Consider the following 19,028-nt stretch of genomic DNA (forward strand, 5'->3'; position numbering starts at 1 on the left):
CTATTCCCGCCCGGCGCCGTCCGAGTGGCCCAGGGACCTCCCCGGGGCCACTCGGTCGCGTACCGCCCGCTTCACGGCCGTCGGCTCCGGGAACCCCTGTTCGCGCCGGTCCCACACCACCTCGTCACCGACCCGCACGACGAAGACACCGCCCTTGCCCGGCTTCAGGGCCAGCTCCGTCAGCTCGGTCTCGAAGGTGGTCAGCAGCTCCTGCGCCAGCCAGGCCGCGCGGGGCAGCCAGCGGCACTGGGTGCAGTACTCGATCTCGACCCGCCGGCTGTCGCTCATCCGAGATGCACCGACCAGTCCTGTTCGGCCGCGGGCTTGCCGTGCAGGTCGGGAACCTGCTTCAGCCAGGCCGGGCGTCCCCGCTGCGCCCGGGCCGTGCGGGCGGCCTCCTCGGCCGCGAGCTGCTCGCTGCCGGGGAAGTCGGTGGGCAGCCACCGCGCGGAGGACCGGACCCGGGCCAGCAGGTAACCGAGGTAGGCCTCACGCATCCCGTCGGGCGTGCCGAAGTCGGTGAGCCAGGCGTCGGGGACCTCGGCGAGGGTGTCCCTGAGCAGCTTCTCGGTCACCCGGGGAACGAGTTCGGCGTCGGCGGCCCGGGTGTCGGGGCGGTACCGGCCGAGGGCGTGGTGCCGGAAGTCGTAGGCCTTCTCGGGCACCGAGGTGTCCCAGCGGTGGTGGAAGACCAGGGCCGCTCCGTGGTCGATGAGCCACAGGCGCGGGGGCGAGGTGCCGAACGTCGGCCAGACCATGAGGTTGGAGCTGTGCACCGTACGGTCGACGTTGACGGTGAGCGCGTCCAGCCAGACGATCCGGCCGGCCTCCAGCGGGTCCACCGGGAAGACCTCGGCGATCTCCGGGGTGAAGTCCTTCGCGCCGGGCAGGAAGTCCATCCCGAGGTTCACCCCGGCGCTGGCCGCGTGCAGCTCGCGCACCTCCTGGTGCGGCTCGTGCCCGGCGATCGCCGGATCGAAGTGCACGAGGACCAGTTCCGGGAACCGCAGGCCCAGGGCCCGCGCCAGCTCCCCCACGATCACCTCGGCGACCAGCGCCTTGCGGCCCTGCGCGGAGCCGGTGAACTTCACGACGTACGTCCCGAGGTCGTCGGCCTCGACGATCCCGGGAACCGACCCGCCGGACCGCAGGGGTTCGACATAGCGGGTCGCGGTGACCTGTCTCAACATCTCCCCGGGTCACCCGTCCCTTCGCCCGCAGCTGTCCCCCGGCGCCAAGTGACCATAGTAACCGAGGGTGATCGCCGGCGCGGGCGGCGATCACCGCCGCCGCGGCCCCGGCGGGGCCAGCGGGTTCGGCAACGGCAGATAGCGCGCGTCGGCGCCGTCCGCGCCCGTCCAGCGCAGCAGCAGGTTCGTCTTGCCCGGCAGGGTGGGCGACGACGGGAGCGCGGCGGCCTCCGGCAGCGGATGCCCCGCCAGCTCCCGGCGGACCGCGGGCCAGGGGTCGAACCCGGCGTGCTGCTCGGCGAGCGCGCCGGCGACCTCGATCAGATGGTTGACGACCAGGCAGTACACCAGCCGCTCCCACCCGGCCGCCCGCTCCACGTCGGCCAGCAGCTTGACGCCCTCGGCGTCCCGGTACAGCGCCTGCACCGGCATGCCGTCCGCGTCGACGGCGACCAGGGTGTTCTGCAGATGCGCCTCGAGTACGACGCCGTGGTCGGCGAAGGCCGTGAGCGCCGGGGGTACGACCGCGCGCAGGTACGCCCGCCACCAGGCGTCCGGGTCCCGCGTCGCGGCCAGGGGGCTGCCCTCGAAACCCTCCACCAGGCCCGCCGCGAGCAGCGGGGTGGCCCCGGGGAGCAGCGGACCGCGCAGCCCGTCCCGGACCACCACCGCGAGTTCCTCGAAGGCGAAGCGGGCGGTGCGGTAGCCGCGGTCGCCGAGCCACGCCGCGGGCCCGTCCTGCGCCGCGAAGGCGGCGGTCGCGGCCGCGTCCGTACGGCGCAGTCTCCGCAGGTCGTGCGCCCACAGCCGACGGATGTCGTTGGTGATGCGGACGTCCAGGCTGAACTTCAGGAAGAGATCGCGCGCCGGGTCGTACACCGTGCGGATCGCGGCCGTCGGCCAGACCTCGCCGCCGGTCTCCGGCAGCCGCACCAGCCGCCCGTCGGCGAAGGCCGCCTCCAGTTCACGGCCGACCAGGTCGAGCTGCCAGGGGTGGGCCGGGAGCAGCCGGTAGCCCGGCGGTACGACGGCCAGCGCGTCCAGCGCCGACGTGTCGCCCTCCTCGGCCACCTGGTCCTCGCGCACCCCGAGCAGCACCAGCGGGAACCGGGCGTGTGCCTCGGGCGCGTACGGCAACCAGGCGGTCACCGGGCCGCCACCGCGCGCCTTGGGGGCCGGGTGGTAGGGATGGCCGGTGATGAGGGACTGCTCCGAGCGCTGGTACGGGTCGCCGGGCGCCGTCGCCCGGGCGCGTGCCGTGAGCAGCGCGGCGACCGCGTCCCGGCTGTCGATCATCTCCGCGGGCAGATCGCCGTTGGACAGCCCGGTGTGTCCGCGCAGCTCCTCGGCGACGAGTTTCACCAGCTCGGTGTGGCCGACGCGGTGCCAGCGGCCGGCCACGTACACCTCGGGCGCGGCGGGCCGGCGGGCGCCGCGCACCCGCAGCAGCCGGCCGCCGCCGGGCAGCCGGTAGGTCCGCGGCCCGCCCTGCCCCAGGTCCGGGAACGAGCCGTCCCCGGCCTGCGGCGGCGGCCCTGCCCCGTCGTCGGGGAGCGGCTCGGCCACCTCCCGCAGCAGGCAGTTGAGCAGGGGCGCGGCGGCGTACGCGTCGGCGCGTTCGCCGATGCCGTCACCGGGGGGCATGAGATCCACGCGTTCCATTCGTTCGCTACGTCCGCACGGTCCGATCGTGATCAGTATGTCTGTCGTCCACCGCCATCATGACCGCCGAACCCGTCGCCGAGGAGCCTCTCCGTGCACCGTCCCTCCCCCATCGAGACACAGCTCGCCACGGAGCTGGCCGAGGCCCGGCCGGACCTCGTGCCCGGGTACACGGCCGAGCTGCCCGGTGCGCGGGCGGCGGTCCTGACCAGGCTGTGGCGGGCGCTGGCGCACGAGCCGCTGCCCCGGGTGACCCGCCGGGTGCGCGGGGCGCACAGCCTGGCCCTCGGGCTGGCCGACGGACGCGTCCTGCACGGCCCGCCCGCGGACCCGTACGCCACCGGCGCGTATGTCACCGCCGTACGTCTGGACGGGGTGTCCTACGACGACCCGGCGCGGCTGATGACCGACCTGGGATGGCCGCACTCGGCGGGGTTCGCGGCCGAACTCGGGCACAGCGCTGCGTCGCTGGCGCTCTCGCGGGCGAACCGGCAGGCCCCCGGGCAGGAGTGGCCCGGGAGGGACTGGGAGTGGGAGCAGCGGGTGGTCGACGGGCATCCGTTCCATCCCAACTGCCGCTCCCGGCCCGGCTTCTCGGTCGCCGAGCAGCTCGGCTACGGGCCGGAGCACCGTCCGCTGGTACGACTGGAGACGGTCCCGGTGGCGGCCGGCGACTGCCTGCTGACCGGTGACTGGCCGGACGAACTCCGGGACGCGGGGCGGCTGCTGATCCCGGTGCATCCCTGGCAGACCGCCCATGTCCTCAAGGACGGCCCGGGCGAACCCTGGCGGACCGCGCACCCGCTGATGTCCCTGCGCACCCTGGCGCTGCCCGGCGGACCGCACGTGAAGACCGCGCTCAGCGCCCGGCTGACGTCGTCCGTCCGCGACATCTCGGCGTACTCGGTCGACGCGGCCGTCACCCTGTCGGAGTTCGCCACCGACCTCGCGTCCCGTACGGACGGGCTCCTGCACGTCACCCGTACCCTGGGCGCGGCGACCGCGGGCTCCGCCGACCTGGCGGCCGTGCTGCGCGAGTCGCCCGAGGCGTACGCGGCACCCGGTGAGCGGGTCCTGCCGGTGGCCGCCCTGGCCACCACCGCCCTGCCCGCGTCGCCCTCCTGGCTGGCCGACTTCACCCGGCTCGCCCTGACGGTGGGGCTGCGGCTGCTGGAGCTGGGCGTGGCCCTGGAGGCGCACGGCCAGAACCTCCTGGTGGTGCTCTCCGCGACCGGCGCCCCGCTCCGGCTGGTCTACCGCGACCTCGCCGACATCCGTCTGAGCCCGGCCCGTCTGACCCGGCACGGCATCACCCCGCCCGGGCTGACGGGGCGCCTGGTCACCGACGACGAGACGACGCTGCGGCGCAAGCTGTTCGGTTCCCTGGTCGCGGGTGCCCTCGCCGGGACGGCGGGTTCCGCGCCGGCGCTGGCGGCGGCGCTGGAGACCGCCGCGCGGGACCTTCCGGCCGGTCCCGACCTGGCGGCCCTCCTGGAAGGTCCGCTGCCGGCGAAGGCGCTGACGCTGATGCGGCTGTCGCCGCAGGCGCCCGGGGACCGGTGGGCGGCGCTGCCGAATCCGCTGGTGGCGGCGGAGTGAGCGCTCACCTTCCGGGCCGCCACCCTCCGTTGGCCTCAAGGCCGCCCCGCTTTTGGTCTCCGGACCTCGTTTTGGAGCCCGGCGCCTCTGATCAATAGGATCCGCCGATGATCAGAACACAACGGCTGGCGGCGGGAGTCTGCGCACTGCTCGCCGCCCTGGCGGCAGGGATCGCGTTCCCCGGTGGAGCGGTCGCCGACGAGACCGACCAGGCCGCTCCCAAGGTGGAACTCGTGCTGGACGTCAGCGGATCCATGCGGACGGCGGACATCGACGGCGGGACGCGGATGGCCGCGGCCAAGCAGGCGTTCAACGAGGTGCTGGACGCGACGCCCGAGGGCGTTCAGCTCGGCATCCGCACGCTCGGCGCCAACTACGCCGGGAACGACAAGAAGACCGGCTGCAAGGACACCGCGCAGCTCTACCCGGTCAGCACCCTGGACCGCACGGAGGCGAAGACCGCCGTCGCCACGCTGTCGCCGACCGGGTGGACCCCGATCGGTCCGGCGCTGCTCAAGGCGGCCGACGACCTCCAAGGCGGCTCCGGGACCCGCCGCATCGTCCTGATCAGCGACGGCGAGGACACCTGCCCGCCGCTGGACCCGTGCGAGGTGGCCCGCGAGATAGCCGCGAAGGGCGTCGGGCTGACCATCGACACCCTCGGCCTGGTGCCGGACGCCAAGACCCGTGACCAGCTGACCTGCATCGCGGACGCGACCGGCGGCACCTACACCTCCGTTCAGCACAAGGAGGAACTGACCGACCGGGTCGGGCAGTTGGTGGACCGGGCGGCCGATCCGGTGGTGACGCCGGTGGCGACGGACGGCGCCGGGCAGTGCTCCTCGGCGCCCGCGCTGAAGTCCGGGCTGTACACCGACCGCGAGGAGTTCGGGCAGCAGCGCTGGTACAAGGTCGACGTCAACCCCGGCCAGGAGCTGCGGGCTTCGGTCAGCGTCGCCGCCGACCGGGCCGTCAACCCGGACTACGGCGTACTGCTGCGCGCGGTGACCGCGCACGGACGCGAGATCGTCCGCGGCGAGGCCTCGGGCACCGACCGCACCGACGTGATCTCGACCGGCCTGCGGTACCCGAAGGCCGAGAGCGACGACGACGAGGACACCACGCCGGAGACCGTCTGTCTCCAGGTGACCAACTCCTTCTCGGCCGCGGCCGGCGTGAAGACCAGCCCGGGCATGCCCGTCGAACTGACGGTGGACGTGGTGGACGGACCGTCGAAGGCCTCCGACGTGGCCTCCTTCGGTCTCGGCCGTGGCTGGTGGCTGCTCGGGGCGCTGGTGGTGGCCGGCTTCCTCGCGGGTCTGATCTGGGGCTGGGTGTCCCGCTGGCGGGTAGCGGTCTGGAGGACCAACTGATGTCGATCACACGTGTGCTGAGCGCCGCCCTGCTGGCGGTGGGACTGGCCGCCGGCCCGGCCGTCGCCGACGATGCCTCGCCCTCCCCCAGCGCCTCGGAGGACAGCGGCGCGCCCACCCAGGCGGGTACGTCCTTCCGTACGGCGACCGAGGTCGACCAGGGTCAGCAGGCCACCGCCAGCGGGTCGACGGGCGACTACATGTACTGGTCGTTCGCCGCCGACACCGGTCAGCGCCCGGACGTCAGGGCGACGGTGAAGCTCCCCGACTCGCACGGGGCGCAGACCTGGCAGATCGACGTGTACGACGGTCTGCGGCGCCGCCAGGCCTGCCAGTACGGTGCGGCGACCCGCACCGCGCCGCAGGGCGCCACGTCGGTGGAGCTCGCCTGCGTGACGCGTACCGTCCGGGCCTGGTCGGAGCCGTGGGCCAACGACCCGCTGCCCGGCACGTACTACGTCCGGCTGACGGCGGTGGACCTCGGCAACGCCGACCTCGGCAAGCCGGTGGGCGCCGAGGTCGAGGTGGACTCGAAGGACATCGGCGGTTCGGCGGCCGTGGACGGTTCGCTGGCCAAGCCGCTGGTGCCCGGGATCGCGGTCACCTCCGAGAAGAGCGACGGCGACAAGAAGACCGCGGTGCTCTCCAGCTTCGGTTCCAACGACGGCTGGTCGTCGGGCTGGTGGACCGACCGCTGGGTGTGGACCGGGATCGGCGGGGTGCTGGCCGCGCTGGCCGGCATCGGCGGATACGCGCTGACCCGGGGAGCCGGCCGGCCGTACCGGGTGCCGCCGGGCGCCTGACCCTGCGTGTTCCGGTGACCGGGCCCCCGTTCGCGGCGGGCCCGGTCGCCGTTTCAGGTCTCCCGCAGCTCCTTGGCCAGCGCGCCGTCCCCGGTGACCGTCACCCGCCCGGCCCGGACCGCGTCCGGCAGGCCCAACTCCCCGCGGGCCAGGGCCGTACAGGTCGCGGCGTCGAGCAGGAGCCGCGCGTCGGGCTCGCGCGGCGCGGGACCGTCGCCGTACACCGGGCCGTCCTCCGCGCCGGCGTACAGATGGAAGTCACCTTCGTCGAGCCGGACTTCGACCAGCCCCTCGCTGTCGAGGGCCCGCAGCAGCGGCAGCGCGAACCAGTGGGCGCGCACCGCGTCGGTGGGCCCACGCTCGCCCAGCTCGGACTCCCCCCAGCTCCCGAGCGCCTGCAGAACCGGTAGCAACTCCCGTCCCCGGTCGGTGAGTTCGTACACGTACGCCGCGGCCGGCGGGGGCATCCGACGCCGGTTCGCGAGCCCGTCCCGCTCCATGTCCTTCAGCCGGGAGGCGAGGACGTCCGTGCTGACCCCGGGCAGATCCGCGTGCAGGTCCGTGTAGCGGCGGGGACCGGCGAGCAGCTCCCGGACGATCAGCAGGGTCCAGCGGTCGCCGACGACGTCGAGGGCGCGGGCCGCGGAACAGAACTGGTCGTAGCTTCGGCGAGGTGACATGCGGCGCAGTCTAGACAAGATGTTGGACTTTCCAAGCTGTCACTTGGTAAAACCAAGCAACACGAGTTCCCGGAGGGGCGCATGGAGTTCCGGCAGTCCAACAAGCTCAGCGAGGTCTGTTACGAGATCCGCGGACCGGTGATCGAGCACGCCAACGCGCTGGAGGAGGCGGGCCACAGCGTGCTGCGCCTGAACACCGGCAACCCGGCGGCCTTCGGCTTCGAGGCACCGGAGGAGATCCTCCAGGACATGATCCGGATGCTCCCGCAGGCCCACGGCTACACGGACTCCCGCGGCATCCTCTCCGCCCGCCGGGCCGTGGCCCAGCGCTACCAGGCGCTCGGCCTGGAGGTGGACGTCGACGACGTCTTCCTCGGCAACGGCGTCTCGGAACTGGTCTCCATGGCCGTACAGGCGCTGGTCGAGGACGGCGACGAGATCCTGATCCCCGCCCCGGACTTCCCCCTGTGGACCGCGGTGACCACCCTGGCCGGCGGCAAGGCCGTGCACTACCTCTGCGACGAACAGGCCGACTGGTACCCGGACCTGGCCGACATGGAGTCCAGGATCACGGACCGCACCAAGGCCGTGGTGATCATCAACCCCAACAACCCCACCGGCGCCGTCTACCCGAAGGAGATCGTCGAGGGCGTCCTCGACCTGGCCCGGCGGCACGGCCTGATGGTCTTCGCCGACGAGATCTACGACCAGATCCTCTACGACGACGCCGTCCACCACTCGGCCGCGGCCCTCGCCCCCGACCTGGTGGTCCTCACCTTCTGCGGCCTGTCCAAGACCTACCGGGTGGCCGGCTTCCGCTCCGGCTGGCTGGTGGTCACCGGCCCCAGGCAGCACGCGAAGGACTACCTGGAGGGCCTCACCATGCTGGCCTCCATGCGGCTGTGCGCCAACGCGCCCGCCCAGTACGCCATCCAGGCCGCGCTCGGCGGCCGCCAGTCGGTCCGCGACCTCGTCGCGCCCGGCGGCCGGCTGTACGAACAGCGCACGGTGGCCTGGGAGAAGCTCAACGAGATCCCCGGCGTGAGCTGCGTCAAGCCGAAGGGCGCCCTGTACGCCTTCCCGCGCCTGGACCCCAAGGTGCACCGGATCCACGACGACGAGAAGTTCGTCCTGGACCTGCTCCTCCAGGAGAAGATCCAGGTCGTCCAGGGCACCGGCTTCAACTGGCCCACCCCGGACCACTTCCGCATCCTCACCCTCCCGCACGCCGAGGACCTGGAGACCGCGATCGGCCGGATCGGGCGGTTCCTGAGCGGGTACCGGCAGTAGGCCGGTGCGCGGGCCGGTCATCCCGGGTAGCCCCTACCCATGACCCAGCGCCCGCTGCTCCTCCTCGACGTCGACGGACCCCTCAACCCGTTCCGGGCCCGGCTGCTGCGCCATCGCGGGTACGTGACCCACCGGCTGCGTCCGGCGAACTGGTCGGCCCGCCAGCGGCCGGGCTCACGCAGGCTCCGCCGCGGCCTGAGGGTGCGGCTGCACCCGGGACACGGGGCCCGCCTGCTCGCACTGCCGTACGACCTGGCCTGGGCCACCACCTGGATGCACGAGGCCAACGAGATGATCGGTCCGGCCGTCGGACTGCCCGAACTGCCCGTCATCGAGTGGCCCGAGCTGTTCGCGAAGGACCCGGACGGGCTGTACTGGAAGACGCGGACCGTGGTGGCCTGGGCGGCGGGGCGGCCGTTCGTGTGGGTCGACGACATGGTCACCGAGCTGGACGTCCGCCATGTCGCCCAGCACCACGACGGCCCCGCGTTGCTCCTTCCGGTCGACCCGCGCCACGGTCTGCGGGCGCGTGAGTTCGCCGAACTGGAACGCTGGGCTCATAGCCTCTGACCCATGGCTGATGTCTTTCTCGTCCGGCACGGTGAGACCGAGTGGTCGCGGTCCGGACGGCACACCGGGTGGACCGACGTTCCCCTCACCGAGCACGGGCGGGAGGAGGCACGGCGGCTGGTCCCGTTGATCCGCTCGCACCGCATCGGCGCGGCCTTCGTCAGCCCGCTCCAACGGGCCCGGGAGACCGCCGAGCTGATCGGCGTGCCCGACGCCCGGGTCGACGCGGACCTGCGGGAATGGGACTACGGCGGCTACGAGGGCGTGACCACCGTGGAGATCCAGCGCACCCGGCCCGGCTGGTTCCTCTTCACCGACGGGGTCGCGCCCGGCCCGCCCGAGCACCCCGGCGAGACCCCGGAGCAGGTCGGCGAGCGGGCCGACCGGATGCTGTCCAAGGTCGAGGCGGCCCTCGCCAACACCGAGGGGGTCGTGCTGCTGGTGGCGCACGGCCACTTCCTGCGCGTCCTGACCGCCCGCCGCCTCGGCCTGCCCCCGGCCGACGGCGCCCTCTTCCAGCTGGCGACCGGCACCCTGTGCCGGCTCGGCACGGAACACGACCGCCCGGTGATCGCGGGCTGGAACATCCGCCCGGCCGAGCCGGGCCGGTGACGGCCGCCGGCGGCCGCTGACCTCCCTCCGGCCCGGTGTCAGTGCGCGGTCGTAGCCTTCTCAGGAGCGGACCGCTACGCGTCCGCACGGACCGACGTTCCGGGAGGAGCACGCCGTGACCCGACCGCCCTCCGCCGCGCAGCGGCGGGTCATCGACGCCGCCGATCCGGTGACCGGACGGCTGCGGGGCACCGAGGCGCAGTTGGCGGCGCTGGTGAGGCACGGGCTCGCCTTCCGGCATCCGCGGCCGCCCCACGACCACTTCCTGACACCGGCGGGGCACCGGGTGCGGGAGGAGGAGGCGCCGGGGGCGGTTCCGCGTCCCCCGGAGCCGCCCCCGGCCGAACCGGACCGGGTGTTCGCCGCGCGGGTCGGCGGCGAGGAGACCGCGGTGGACGGTCCCGCCCGGGCACGCGAGGTGCACAGCGCCTGGCAGGGGCTCCTGGAGCTGCGCCGGATGACCAATTCCGACGGCGCCACGGACCGGCCGTGCGCCTGGGAGCGTACGCATCTGGTGCGGGCCGCCGCGCTCGCCCTGGAGGCGGCCGGGCATCCGCCCGAGGGACCGGCGACGGCCGGCTACCGGGTGCGGGCGACTCCGCAGCCCGAGGCGGTCGCGGTGCACGCGCCGGAAGGCGAGCCGCTGCGGGCCTGCGCGGCCACCCTGGAGCGGGCGGGATGGCAGACCGGCGAGTACACCGGGCCGCGGTCGCGCACGCGCTATCTGCTGGCCTCACCGCGCCGGGTGTGACGGCCGGGCCGGGATGCCGGTGAGCGAGCACCGCCCCGCACACGGCACCCGTGCGGGGCGGCCCGGCCGCCGGCGGGTCGCAATCGGAGGCCCGCGGGGCTCGATGCCGGCCGGCCGCGCGCCCGGGGGCTCGATGCGCCGGCCGGCTGTCCGGCCGAGGTCTTCGAGCGGCTCGCCCCGGCTCCTGAGCCGTCCGGCCCCGGACCGGCACCGCCTACGCGTCGAGCAGTTCGGGCCGGTGCTCGGCGTCGTAGGCCGCCCGCGCCCGCGCGACGTAGCCACGGTTGCGCTCGGCCCAGTCGGTCAGCCGCGACAGCGTCGCGTGCAGTTCGAGGGCCACCGGGGTGAGTCCGTACTCCACCTTCGGGGGCACGGTCGGATACACCGTGCGGGTGACCAGCCCGTCGCGCTCCAGGTTGCGCAGGGTGAGGGTCAGCATCCGGCGGCTGATGCCCTCGATGCCGCGCTCCAGTCCGGTGAACCGGATGGGGCCCTGCGACGCCGCGAGCAGGATCTGGACGCTCCACTTGCCGGCGACCCTGTCGAGGACCTCACGGACCGGGCAGGGGTCCTCGTCCACGACCCGCGCGGTCGCACCGGTGTTCCGCTGGGACATCGAGCTGCCTCCTTAACGTCCCCCTCATGATCGCCAGAGGCCGCCTCGGCCACCACCGGAACACCGGGGCCCGCACCGGCGGCCCCGCCACGGGTCGCGGACGGTCACGGGATCGACTCCGGGGTGACGAGCGGTACGGCCCCCGGGATCCCGGGGGCTTCGGGAGCCGTGCCCGGCGTCGTCCCGGCACTGCGGTGCCCCAGGTGGTTGAAGACGAGGTTGAGCAGGACGGCCGCCACGCAGCCCGTGGAGATGCCCGAGTCCAGGACGATCCGGGCGGTCTCCGGGAAGGCGTGGTAGAAGTCCGGCGCGGTGATCGGAACGATGCCGACGGCCAGCGACACCGCGACGACGAGCACGTTCTCGTCCTTCTCCAGCCCCGCCCCGACCAGGGTCTGGATGCCGCTGGCGGCCACCGAGCCGAACAGCACCACACCCGCGCCGCCCAGCACCGGCCGGGGTACGACGGCGATCAGCGCGGCGGCGGCCGGGCACAGGCCCATCAGCACCAGGAACCCGCCGCCGACGGCGACCACGAACCGGCTGCGGATCCGGGTCATCGCGACCAGGCCGATGTTCTGGGCGAAGGCGCTGCACATGAACCCGTTGAAGAGCGGGCTGATCGCCGAGCCGAGGGTGTCGGCGCGCAGGCCCGCCGCGATGGTCCGCTCGTCCGCGGGGCGTTCCACGATCTCGCCCAACGCCAGCATGTCGGCGGTCGATTCGGTCATCGAGACCACCATCACCACGCACATGGACAGGATCGCGGCGATGTGGAACTGCGGGGCCCCGAAGTGGAAGGGGGCCGGGAAGCCGACGACGTCCGCGTCCGCGACCGGGCCGAAGTCCGTGACGCCGAAGGGCAGGGCGACGACCGTGCCGGCGACCAGGCCGATCAGCACGGCGATCTGCTTGACGAAACCGCGGGTGAAACGGCGCAGCAGCAGCACCAGGAGGAGGGTCGCGGCGGCCAGGCCCAGGTACTTGGCCGATCCGTAGTCGTGCGCGGCCGGGTCGGGTCCCTGGGCCCAGCCGAAGGCCACCGGGAGCAGCGAGACGCCGATCAGGGTGATGACCGTGCCGGTGACGACGGGCGGGAAGAAGCGCACGGCCATGCTGAAGAAGGGGGCGGCGAGGAAGCCGAGGAGTCCGGCGACGATCACCGCGCCGAAGATGACGGGCAGGGCGTCGGACCTGTCGTGGGTGGAGGCGGCGATCGCGGTCATCGGGGCGACCCCGGCGAAGGTGACGCCGTTGACGAAGGGCAGCCGGGCGCCGATCTTCCAGATGCCGAGGGTCTGCAGGAAGGTGGCGAGGCCCGCGGTGAAGAGGCAGGCGCCGGTGAGGAAGGTCAGGTCGGCGCCGGTCAGTCCGATGGCGGCGCCGACGATCAGGGGCGGGGCGACGACTCCGGCGTACATGGCGGCCACGTGCTGGAGGCCGGTGGTGGCCATTCTCAGGGGCGGGAGTTTCTCGTCGACGGGGTGCGAGGACACGGCGGCTCTCCTCCGGTCGGGTACGCGTCGGCTCTGACGCGGGTTTCAGGGAGGTGGTGCGTGATCCAGGTCGTGCGGGACCCGTGAGGAGGACGGTGACCGTTCCCGGGCGCGCGCGAGGAAGCGCGCGCCCGGCGGACGGCCGTCGTGGACCCGTCCGGGTCCACGACTACCGGCTGGGAGCCGTCCCTCCCTGCCGGAGCTCAAGTACCGTGACGGTTCGGGGGGTTCACCCGGCGGCGAGCTGGGCGAGGCGCTGGGCCTCGGCCCGGGTGGAGCGCGCGATCGCGTCCTCGTCGACATGCAGCAGGCGGCCCGCCTCGGCGATCTGACGGCCGTTCACGAAGGAGGCCGTGACCGGGGCGGCCGCGCCGAAGACCAGGGCGGTGACCGGGTCGGCGATGGAGGCGTGGGCGAGGGTGTCCAGCTTCCACAGCACCAGGTCGGCCAGCTTGCCGGGTTCCAGGGACCCGATCTGGTCTGCCCGGCCGAGGACCTGGGCGCCGCCGTAGGTGCCCAGGCGCAGCGCCTGACGGGCGTCGAGGGCCGCCTCCCGGTGCGCGCCGAGGCGGTTGATCAGCAGGGCGTTGCGCAGTTCGGTGTGGAGTTCGCCGGACTCGTTGGACGCGGTGCCGTCGACGCCGAGGCCGACCGGGACGCCGGCCGCGAGCATGTCGGGGACGCGGGCGATGCCGGCCGCGAGGCGGGCGTTGGACGACGGGCAGTGGGCGACGCCGGTCCTCGTGCGGGCGAACGCGGCGATGTCGGAGTCGTTCATGTGGACGCAGTGCGCCATCCACACGTCCTCGCCGAGCCAGCCGGTGGACTCGAAGTAGTCGGTCGGGCCCATCCCGAACAGCTCCTTGCAGAACTGCTCCTCCTCGACGGTCTCCGAGCCGTGGGTGTGCAGCCGCACTCCCAGGCGGCGGGCCAGCTCGGCTCCCTGGCGCAGGAGTTCGGTGGAGACGGAGAACGGCGAGCAGGGCGCGACGGCCACCTGGGTCATCGCGTCGAAGGAGGGGTCGTGGTGCTCGGCGACGGTCGCCTCGGTGGCGGCGAGGGCGCCTTCGAGGGTCTCGACGGCGAAGTCCGGCGGCAGACCGCCGTCCTTCTCGCTGCGGTCCATGGAGCCGCGGGCGAGGGTGAAGCGGACGCCGGTCTCGCGGGCGGCGCGGATGATGGCGCCGGACAGGTCACCGGAGCCCCGCGGGTAGACGTAGTGGTGGTCCATCGCGGTGGTGACACCGCCGCGGGCCATCATCGCGAGCGAGCCCTGGGCGGCCGCGTACACCATGGGCTCGTCGATGCGCGCCCAGGTCGGGTAGAGCGCGACCAGCCAGTCGAAGAGGTTGTGGTCGGTGGCGAGGCCCCTGGTGATCCACTGGTAGTAGTGGTGGTGGGTGTTGACCAGGCCGGGGGTGACCAGGTGCCCGGTGGCGTCGATGCGCCGGTCGACGTTCTCCAGACCTTCGGGGGCCCGGCCGGCGCCCAGCGATTCGACGCGGTTGCCGGCGATGACGACGTGCCCGTTCCCGTACTCGGTGTCGTCGGCGTCCACGGTCGCGATCGCACAGTTCTCGATGACGATGCGCCGGTCTGCTGCCATGGTTCGTCCTTTGCGCTGATGTGGAGAGGGCACGGCAGGACCCCGGGGGATTTGAGTGCCGTGGCCGGGAGACGCGCTCCCGGCCACGGGTGCCGAGACTGCTGAGGTCAGAGGTTGGTGAGGTCCGTGGGAATGCGCGCCTCGCAGCCGTCCCGCAGGACGGTGGCCTCGATGAGGCCGTAGGGGCGGTCGGCGGCGAAGTACACCTCGTTGTCGTTCTTCAGGCCGAAGGGTTCGAGGTCCACCAGGAAGTGGTGCTTGTTGGGCAGCGAGAAGCGGACCTCGTCGATCTCACCGCGGTTCTCGATGATGCGCGAGCCCATCTGGTAAAGCGTCTGCTGCAGGGAGAGGGAGTAGGTCTCGGCGAAGGCCTGGAGCATATGCCTGCGCGTCTGCTCGTAGGACTTCTCCCAGTTGGGCATCCGCTGTTCGTCGTCGGTCCAGTTGAACCGCCAGCGGGCGGCGACCTGGGTGGCGAGGATGCGGTCGTACGCCTCGGGGAGCGTCGTGTACTTGTCCTTGACGTAGCCCCAGAACTCGGAGTTCGTCGAGTTCATCACGACGAGGTCCTTGAGGCCGGAGACGATCTCCCACGACGAGCCGTCGTAGGTGATCTGGGTCAGCCGGGTCTCCTGGCCCTTGCGGACGAAGGAGTGCTTGACCTCGTCCGCGCCGATGAACCGGGAGTTGGCGTCGGAGGCCTCGATGCGCTCCCAGGCGTACTCCTCGATGCGGATACGGGCCCGGTGGATCGGCTCCTGGCTGGTCACGAAGTGACGGGCCAGGTGGATGCCGAACTGCTCGGCGGACTCGATGCCGTGTTCCTTGGCGAACGCGTACACGGTGTTCTTGGTGGTGTCCGTCGGCAGGACGCTGGCGTTCGAGCCGGAGTAGTGGACCTCGTCCATGTCTCCCGAGAGCGCGACGGAGACGTTCAGGTCCTTGATGTGGTGGGTGGCGCCGTCCCGCGTGATCTTTACGACTCGGTTCTCGGCCTTGCCGTACTGGTTCTGTCCCAGGATCGTGGGCATGTCTGCTAGCTCCCTCGGTATACGGAGTAGCCGAACGGGTTGAGCAGCAGCGGTACGTGGTAGTGCTCCCCGGGTTCGACGGCGAACGTGATCGCCACCTCCGGGAAGAACACGGCCGGTCCGCTGTCCCGATTCGCGGGGGCGTCCTGCTGCGCATCGGCTTGCTTCTTCTCGAAATACGGCTCCACGGCGAAGTCGAGCCGTACGTGGGTGGTCCCCTCCGGCGGCGCCGGCAGGTCCTTGCACCGGCCGTCCGGGTCGGTCGCGCCGGCGCCGAGTGCCTGCCAGTCCGCCGCACGGCCCCGGCGGGCGGAGAGCCGGACGGCGACGCCCTCGGCGGGGCGGCCGAGCGAGGTGTCCAGGATGTGGGTGGACACGGAGGCGGTGGTGCTGGTGCTCATGGTGTCAGGCGTCCTCTGCGACGAGTCGGGCGAGCCGGATGCGGTTGATCCTGCCCAGTTCGGTGCGGACGATCTCGCGCTCCTGGCCGGGCGCGTTGCCGATCCGCTCCTTGACCGCGTCCCGCATCTCCTCGGCGGTGCGGCCGGTCGCGCAGATCAGGAAGACGTGTCCGAACCTCTCCTGGTAGGCCAGGTTGAGTTCGAGCATCTCCGCCCTGAGCGCCTCGGCGGCGCCGGCCATGCCGGACTGTTCGCGGGCCGAGGCCGGGTCGCCGGGCTTGGGGCGGCCGATCGGCGGGTGGCCGGCCATGGCCTCCGCCAGGTCGGCCGTGCCCAGGTCGGCCGTGGCCGCGTCGCTCGCGGAGTACAGGGCCTCGGCCGAGGCGTAGGGGCGGGCGGCGAGCAGGTGCCGTACCCATGCGGTGGAGGCGCACGCCTCGTGGAGGGCGGCGGATGCCGCGGACTCCTCCAGGTCGTTGAACCGGGCCAGGCCCGGGGGCGTGGAAGTCGACGTCACGGGAGCCTCCGTGGCCGTTGGCGGCCTTCGTGCTGAACGGGCTGCCGTTAGCTAACGCTCTCCGGAAGGCGACGTCAACACTTTGTTGAAAATTCCGCGTAACAACGCCCCGGGGCCACCACGGGGCCTCCGGCGCCCGCCGGAGGCCGGGGACGTGCCGGTCAGCTCTCCTTGTCGCGGTTGAGGTAGTTGTAGACGGTGAAGCGGCTCACGCCGAGCGCGCTCGCCACCGTCTCCACGCCGTGCCGGACCGAGAAGGCACCCCGCGCCTCCAGCATCCGCACGACCTCCTGCTTCGCCTTGCGGTCCAGATCGGCCAGCGGCCTGCCCCGCTTGCGCTCCATGGCGGCCAGGATGTGGTCGAGCGAGTCGGCGAGCTGGGGCAGCCGCACGGCGACCACGTCCACGCCCTCCCAGGCGAGCACGACATCGTCGGCGCCGGCCTCGTCGGGCGGAAGCATCTCCCCGCCCATGGCGTCCACCAGCGGCTTCACGGCCGTGATGAAGGGCTCGTCCGCGTTTCCGGTCACTTGTCGCCGTCCTCCCCCACCACGTTGACCTGGAGCGAGATCCGGGTGGCCCCGGCCTCCAGGGTCCTGCGCAGCAGCGCGTCCACGGCGGTGAGCACGGCGTCGGTGCCGCCCTCGGCCGTGTTCCCGAACGGCCCGACGTCCACCGCGTCCAGCTGAGCACCCTCGATGACCTCACGGGCGACCACCGCGTGCGCGGGTGCCTCGTCCAGGTCGAAGGGCTCGGTCGTGAACTCCACTCTCAATCGCATTGCGCCCCCAGAAAACGTCCCTGACCTGCGCTTCGGCCGACCCCCGCACAGCCGTGACGCACCCGGGCCCGTCAGTTCCACCGCGACGGAACCGCTGTGTCCGCCACGAGGCGACCCTAGCCGACCGGAGCCCCCCTCCGCCCGGCCGCCGACCGGCACCGGACGCCCCGGATCCCGACGCTCCGGATCCGCGCCAGGCGCGTTAGGCGCGCTCGAACGTGCCGTACATGGTCGCTCGCGCGATCGCGTGGGTGAACAGGAGGAAGTCCATGGCGGCCGGGGTGGAGCTCTCGGTCACCCCCAGCTCCTCGACGCCGACGGCGTGGACCACGAGGAAGTAGCGGTCCGGGCCGTTGCCCGGAGGCGTCGCGGGGCCGAGGTACCTCCGGTGGCCGGCGTCGTTGGCCAGCGTCTTCGCCCTGCCCGGCAGATCCCTGCCGTCGCCCGCCCCTTCCGCCAGCTCGGTCACGGAGGCGGGCAGGTCGGCCACCGCCCAGTGCCAGAAACCGGAGGCGGTCGGCACGTCCGGGTCGAACATCGCGACCGCGAAACTCCGCGTCTCCTCGGGAAAGCCGGACCAGCTCAGCTGCGGTGAGACGTCCATCCCGCCCGCTCCCAGGATGCCGCTCACCTGCTCCCGGGCGAGCCGGCCGCCGTCGGCGACGGACTGCGAGGTGACCTGGAAGGTGCGGATCTCCGGCATGAAGTCGTACGGTCCATAGGGCTTGATCATGGCAATCCCTCCTGAGGGCCGGATCGCCGTCCCGCCGTCCGGCGAGGGGCTTGTTCGCTCTCCGGATCTTCGATCATGCACCGCCCGATCGGCTCGCCGCACCGCCTAGGGACCCCGGTCCGCCCTGAGTTGCCCGTCCTGTACGGGCCGTTCAGACTTGATGGACACGTCTGTAGGGAAGCGAGGCCGCCTGATGCAGATGCGCGCAGCTCGGATGCACGGATACCGGCAACCCCTTCGCATCGACGAGGTCCCGGTGCCCGATCCCGGGCCGGACGAGATCCTGTTGAAAGTCGCCGCCACGGGCATGTGCCGAAGCGACTACCAGCTTCTGGACGGATATTTCGAGGGGCCGTTCCCCGTGGAACTCCCTTACATCCCTGGCCACGAGGTCACCGGCCGGGTGGCGGGGATGGGCAGCGGTGTGCCGAAGTCGGTGGGTTACTCGGAGGGCGACATGGTGGTGGTCAACCCCAGCTGGGGTGACGGCACCTGCCGGCAGTGCCGCGAGGGCAACGAGAACCTGTGCAGCGGCAACGGCAGATGGGTGGGGTTCGGCCCGCCCGGTGGATTCGCCGAGTACATGGCGGTGGAGTGCCGGCACGCGATCCCGGTCTCGGAGGACGCCGCGAAGTTCCCCCAGTTCCTCGCGCCCATGACCGACGCGGGCATGACCCCGTACCGCGGGATGAAGAAGCTCCGGGACGCGGGCAAGCTGGGGCCCGGCCGCACGGTCGCGGTCACGGGCATCGGCGGGCTGGGCAGTTACGCGATCCAGTACGCGAGGCTGCTGGGCGGCGGCGCCACCGTGGTGGCGTTCGCGCGCAGCGACGGCAAGCTGGACGTGGCCCGGGAGAACGGCGCGGACTACGGGATCAACGTCAGGGACAAGTCCGTCGAGACCATCCAGGACGAGCTGGAGAGCCTGACGGGCCGGCGGACGGTCCACGCCATCCTGGACTGCGTCGGCAGCGAGGCGTCCGTCTCCATGGGGTTCGACCTGCTGGGCCCGGAGGGCGCGCTGGCGGCCGTCGGCCTCATGAGCGACCGCGTCGAGCACCGCCAGTTCCCCTTCGTCGGCACCGAGTTGTCGTATCTCGGCTCCTTCTGGGGCAACCACCTGGACCTCGTCGAGGCGCTCTCCCTCGCCGAGGCGGGTCTGGTCACGCACAACGTCACCGAGGTCGCCCTCGAGGACGTCAACGAGAATCTGGAGGCCCTCGGCCGCGGCGACGTGGTCGGACGCCAGGTCATCGTCTTCGACTGAGCTCCGCGCGGGCCGCGACCGGCGCCCCGGCCCGGCCGCGGCTCAGCCGC

Annotated in this window: 21 protein-coding genes; 8 read left to right on the forward strand and 13 right to left on the reverse strand. The window is 72.6% G+C overall.

Features of this window, described 5'->3' with window-relative positions; all coding sequences use genetic code 11:
- The 3 genes from ACFY3I_RS02990 to ACFY3I_RS03000 form a co-directional block, all read right to left on the reverse strand.
- The gene (locus tag ACFY3I_RS02990; protein WP_390859050.1) at nt 1-288 is read right to left on the reverse strand and encodes a SelT/SelW/SelH family protein; all 288 of its coding nucleotides are present in this window, start codon (nt 286-288) and stop codon (nt 1-3) included.
- Nucleotides 285-1,190, reverse strand: coding sequence for a HipA family kinase (locus ACFY3I_RS02995; protein WP_390859052.1), 906 nt, complete (start codon nt 1,188-1,190; stop codon nt 285-287). The genes ACFY3I_RS02990 and ACFY3I_RS02995 overlap by 4 nt, the downstream gene beginning before the upstream one ends.
- 90 nt (nt 1,191-1,280) lie before the next feature.
- Nucleotides 1,281-2,852 carry an IucA/IucC family protein gene (locus tag ACFY3I_RS03000; RefSeq protein WP_390859053.1) on the reverse strand — a complete coding sequence of 524 codons (1,572 nt, stop codon included), beginning with the start codon at nt 2,850-2,852 and terminating at the stop codon, nt 1,281-1,283.
- 93 nt (nt 2,853-2,945) lie between these two features.
- On the opposite strand from ACFY3I_RS03000, the gene ACFY3I_RS03005 reads away from it, so the two are divergent.
- The 3 genes from ACFY3I_RS03005 to ACFY3I_RS03015 all read left to right on the forward strand — a co-directional run bounded on the left by ACFY3I_RS03005 (nt 2,946) and on the right by ACFY3I_RS03015 (nt 6,627).
- Complete coding sequence (locus tag ACFY3I_RS03005; protein ID WP_390859054.1) at nt 2,946-4,451, forward strand: IucA/IucC family protein; 1,506 nt, start codon at nt 2,946-2,948, stop codon at nt 4,449-4,451.
- Between the two features lie 107 nt (nt 4,452-4,558).
- Nucleotides 4,559-5,824, forward strand: coding sequence for a VWA domain-containing protein (locus tag ACFY3I_RS03010; protein ID WP_390859055.1), 1,266 nt, complete (start codon nt 4,559-4,561; stop codon nt 5,822-5,824).
- Nucleotides 5,824-6,627, forward strand: a complete 804-nt coding sequence (locus tag ACFY3I_RS03015; protein ID WP_390859056.1) for a hypothetical protein — start codon at nt 5,824-5,826, stop codon at nt 6,625-6,627. The genes ACFY3I_RS03010 and ACFY3I_RS03015 overlap by 1 nt, the downstream gene beginning before the upstream one ends.
- 53 nt (nt 6,628-6,680) lie before the next feature.
- Here ACFY3I_RS03015 and ACFY3I_RS03020 read toward each other — a convergent pair whose 3' ends face one another.
- Complete coding sequence (locus ACFY3I_RS03020; protein ID WP_390859057.1) at nt 6,681-7,307, reverse strand: winged helix-turn-helix transcriptional regulator; 627 nt, start codon at nt 7,305-7,307, stop codon at nt 6,681-6,683.
- Between the two features lie 81 nt (nt 7,308-7,388).
- On the opposite strand from ACFY3I_RS03020, the gene ACFY3I_RS03025 reads away from it, so the two are divergent.
- The 4 genes from ACFY3I_RS03025 (at nt 7,389) to ACFY3I_RS03040 (ending at nt 10,530) form a co-directional block, all read left to right on the forward strand.
- Nucleotides 7,389-8,597: a pyridoxal phosphate-dependent aminotransferase gene (locus ACFY3I_RS03025; RefSeq protein WP_365295180.1), complete on the forward strand. Its 1,209-nt coding sequence runs from the start codon at nt 7,389-7,391 to the stop codon at nt 8,595-8,597.
- Between the two features lie 39 nt (nt 8,598-8,636).
- Complete coding sequence (locus ACFY3I_RS03030) at nt 8,637-9,167, forward strand: hypothetical protein (protein ID WP_390859058.1); 531 nt, start codon at nt 8,637-8,639, stop codon at nt 9,165-9,167.
- 3 nt (nt 9,168-9,170) lie between these two features.
- The gene (locus ACFY3I_RS03035) at nt 9,171-9,779 is read left to right on the forward strand and encodes a histidine phosphatase family protein (protein ID WP_390859059.1); all 609 of its coding nucleotides are present in this window, start codon (nt 9,171-9,173) and stop codon (nt 9,777-9,779) included.
- A 115-nt stretch (nt 9,780-9,894) separates the two neighbouring features.
- Entirely contained in the window at nt 9,895-10,530 is a 636-nt protein-coding gene (locus ACFY3I_RS03040; protein WP_390859060.1) for a hypothetical protein, read from the forward strand.
- A 214-nt stretch (nt 10,531-10,744) separates the two neighbouring features.
- Here the strand turns inward: ACFY3I_RS03040 and ACFY3I_RS03045 are convergent, their stop codons facing one another.
- The 9 genes from ACFY3I_RS03045 to ACFY3I_RS03085 all read right to left on the reverse strand — a co-directional run bounded on the left by ACFY3I_RS03045 (nt 10,745) and on the right by ACFY3I_RS03085 (nt 17,711).
- Entirely contained in the window at nt 10,745-11,146 is a 402-nt protein-coding gene (locus ACFY3I_RS03045; RefSeq protein WP_390859061.1) for a winged helix-turn-helix transcriptional regulator, read from the reverse strand.
- Nucleotides 11,147-11,250: 104 nt separating this feature from the next.
- Nucleotides 11,251-12,642 carry a nucleobase:cation symporter-2 family protein gene (locus ACFY3I_RS03050; RefSeq protein WP_390859062.1) on the reverse strand — a complete coding sequence of 464 codons (1,392 nt, stop codon included), beginning with the start codon at nt 12,640-12,642 and terminating at the stop codon, nt 11,251-11,253.
- A gap of 229 nt (nt 12,643-12,871) precedes the next feature.
- Nucleotides 12,872-14,248, reverse strand: a complete 1,377-nt coding sequence (locus tag ACFY3I_RS03055; protein WP_390859063.1) for an 8-oxoguanine deaminase — start codon at nt 14,246-14,248, stop codon at nt 12,872-12,874.
- 107 nt (nt 14,249-14,355) lie between these two features.
- The gene (gene pucL / locus ACFY3I_RS03060; protein WP_365295191.1) at nt 14,356-15,279 is read right to left on the reverse strand and encodes a factor-independent urate hydroxylase; all 924 of its coding nucleotides are present in this window, start codon (nt 15,277-15,279) and stop codon (nt 14,356-14,358) included.
- A 5-nt stretch (nt 15,280-15,284) separates the two neighbouring features.
- Nucleotides 15,285-15,680, reverse strand: a complete 396-nt coding sequence (gene uraH / locus ACFY3I_RS03065) for a hydroxyisourate hydrolase (RefSeq protein ID WP_365295193.1) — start codon at nt 15,678-15,680, stop codon at nt 15,285-15,287.
- A 4-nt stretch (nt 15,681-15,684) separates the two neighbouring features.
- Entirely contained in the window at nt 15,685-16,197 is a 513-nt protein-coding gene (gene uraD, locus ACFY3I_RS03070) for a 2-oxo-4-hydroxy-4-carboxy-5-ureidoimidazoline decarboxylase (protein ID WP_390859064.1), read from the reverse strand.
- A 161-nt stretch (nt 16,198-16,358) separates the two neighbouring features.
- Nucleotides 16,359-16,727, reverse strand: a complete 369-nt coding sequence (locus tag ACFY3I_RS03075) for a helix-turn-helix domain-containing protein (protein ID WP_390859065.1) — start codon at nt 16,725-16,727, stop codon at nt 16,359-16,361.
- Nucleotides 16,724-16,978 carry a hypothetical protein gene (locus ACFY3I_RS03080; protein ID WP_390859066.1) on the reverse strand — a complete coding sequence of 85 codons (255 nt, stop codon included), beginning with the start codon at nt 16,976-16,978 and terminating at the stop codon, nt 16,724-16,726. Before ACFY3I_RS03080 ends, ACFY3I_RS03075 begins: the two co-directional genes overlap by 4 nt.
- Nucleotides 16,979-17,180: 202 nt before the next feature.
- Nucleotides 17,181-17,711: a YbhB/YbcL family Raf kinase inhibitor-like protein gene (locus tag ACFY3I_RS03085; RefSeq protein ID WP_390859067.1), complete on the reverse strand. Its 531-nt coding sequence runs from the start codon at nt 17,709-17,711 to the stop codon at nt 17,181-17,183.
- A gap of 199 nt (nt 17,712-17,910) precedes the next feature.
- Between ACFY3I_RS03085 and ACFY3I_RS03090 the strand changes: the two genes are divergently transcribed.
- Nucleotides 17,911-18,978, forward strand: coding sequence for an NAD(P)-dependent alcohol dehydrogenase (locus ACFY3I_RS03090; RefSeq protein WP_390859068.1), 1,068 nt, complete (start codon nt 17,911-17,913; stop codon nt 18,976-18,978).
- The last annotated feature ends 50 nt before the right edge of the window (nt 18,979-19,028 follow it).

This window comes from Streptomyces sp. NPDC001068 (assembly GCF_042897315.1).
Classification (GTDB): Bacteria; Actinomycetota; Actinomycetes; order Streptomycetales; family Streptomycetaceae; genus Streptomyces.

Coding starts and splice junctions, on each gene's coding strand:
- ACFY3I_RS03035 (WP_390859059.1), top strand. CDS start 9,171: ATGGCTGATGTCTTTCTCGTCCGGCACGGTGAGACCGAGTGGTCGCGG.
- ACFY3I_RS03000 (WP_390859053.1), bottom strand. CDS start 2,852: ATGGAACGCGTGGATCTCATGCCCCCCGGTGACGGCATCGGCGAACGC.
- ACFY3I_RS03020 (WP_390859057.1), bottom strand. CDS start 7,307: ATGTCACCTCGCCGAAGCTACGACCAGTTCTGTTCCGCGGCCCGCGCC.
- ACFY3I_RS03080 (WP_390859066.1), bottom strand. CDS start 16,978: ATGCGATTGAGAGTGGAGTTCACGACCGAGCCCTTCGACCTGGACGAG.
- ACFY3I_RS03025 (WP_365295180.1), top strand. CDS start 7,389: ATGGAGTTCCGGCAGTCCAACAAGCTCAGCGAGGTCTGTTACGAGATC.
- uraH (WP_365295193.1), bottom strand. CDS start 15,680: ATGAGCACCAGCACCACCGCCTCCGTGTCCACCCACATCCTGGACACC.
- ACFY3I_RS03015 (WP_390859056.1), top strand. CDS start 5,824: ATGTCGATCACACGTGTGCTGAGCGCCGCCCTGCTGGCGGTGGGACTG.
- ACFY3I_RS03085 (WP_390859067.1), bottom strand. CDS start 17,711: ATGATCAAGCCCTATGGACCGTACGACTTCATGCCGGAGATCCGCACC.
- ACFY3I_RS02995 (WP_390859052.1), bottom strand. CDS start 1,190: ATGTTGAGACAGGTCACCGCGACCCGCTATGTCGAACCCCTGCGGTCC.
- ACFY3I_RS03090 (WP_390859068.1), top strand. CDS start 17,911: ATGCGCGCAGCTCGGATGCACGGATACCGGCAACCCCTTCGCATCGAC.
- ACFY3I_RS03055 (WP_390859063.1), bottom strand. CDS start 14,248: ATGGCAGCAGACCGGCGCATCGTCATCGAGAACTGTGCGATCGCGACC.
- ACFY3I_RS03045 (WP_390859061.1), bottom strand. CDS start 11,146: ATGTCCCAGCGGAACACCGGTGCGACCGCGCGGGTCGTGGACGAGGAC.
- pucL (WP_365295191.1), bottom strand. CDS start 15,279: ATGCCCACGATCCTGGGACAGAACCAGTACGGCAAGGCCGAGAACCGA.
- ACFY3I_RS02990 (WP_390859050.1), bottom strand. CDS start 288: ATGAGCGACAGCCGGCGGGTCGAGATCGAGTACTGCACCCAGTGCCGC.
- ACFY3I_RS03030 (WP_390859058.1), top strand. CDS start 8,637: ATGACCCAGCGCCCGCTGCTCCTCCTCGACGTCGACGGACCCCTCAAC.
- ACFY3I_RS03010 (WP_390859055.1), top strand. CDS start 4,559: ATGATCAGAACACAACGGCTGGCGGCGGGAGTCTGCGCACTGCTCGCC.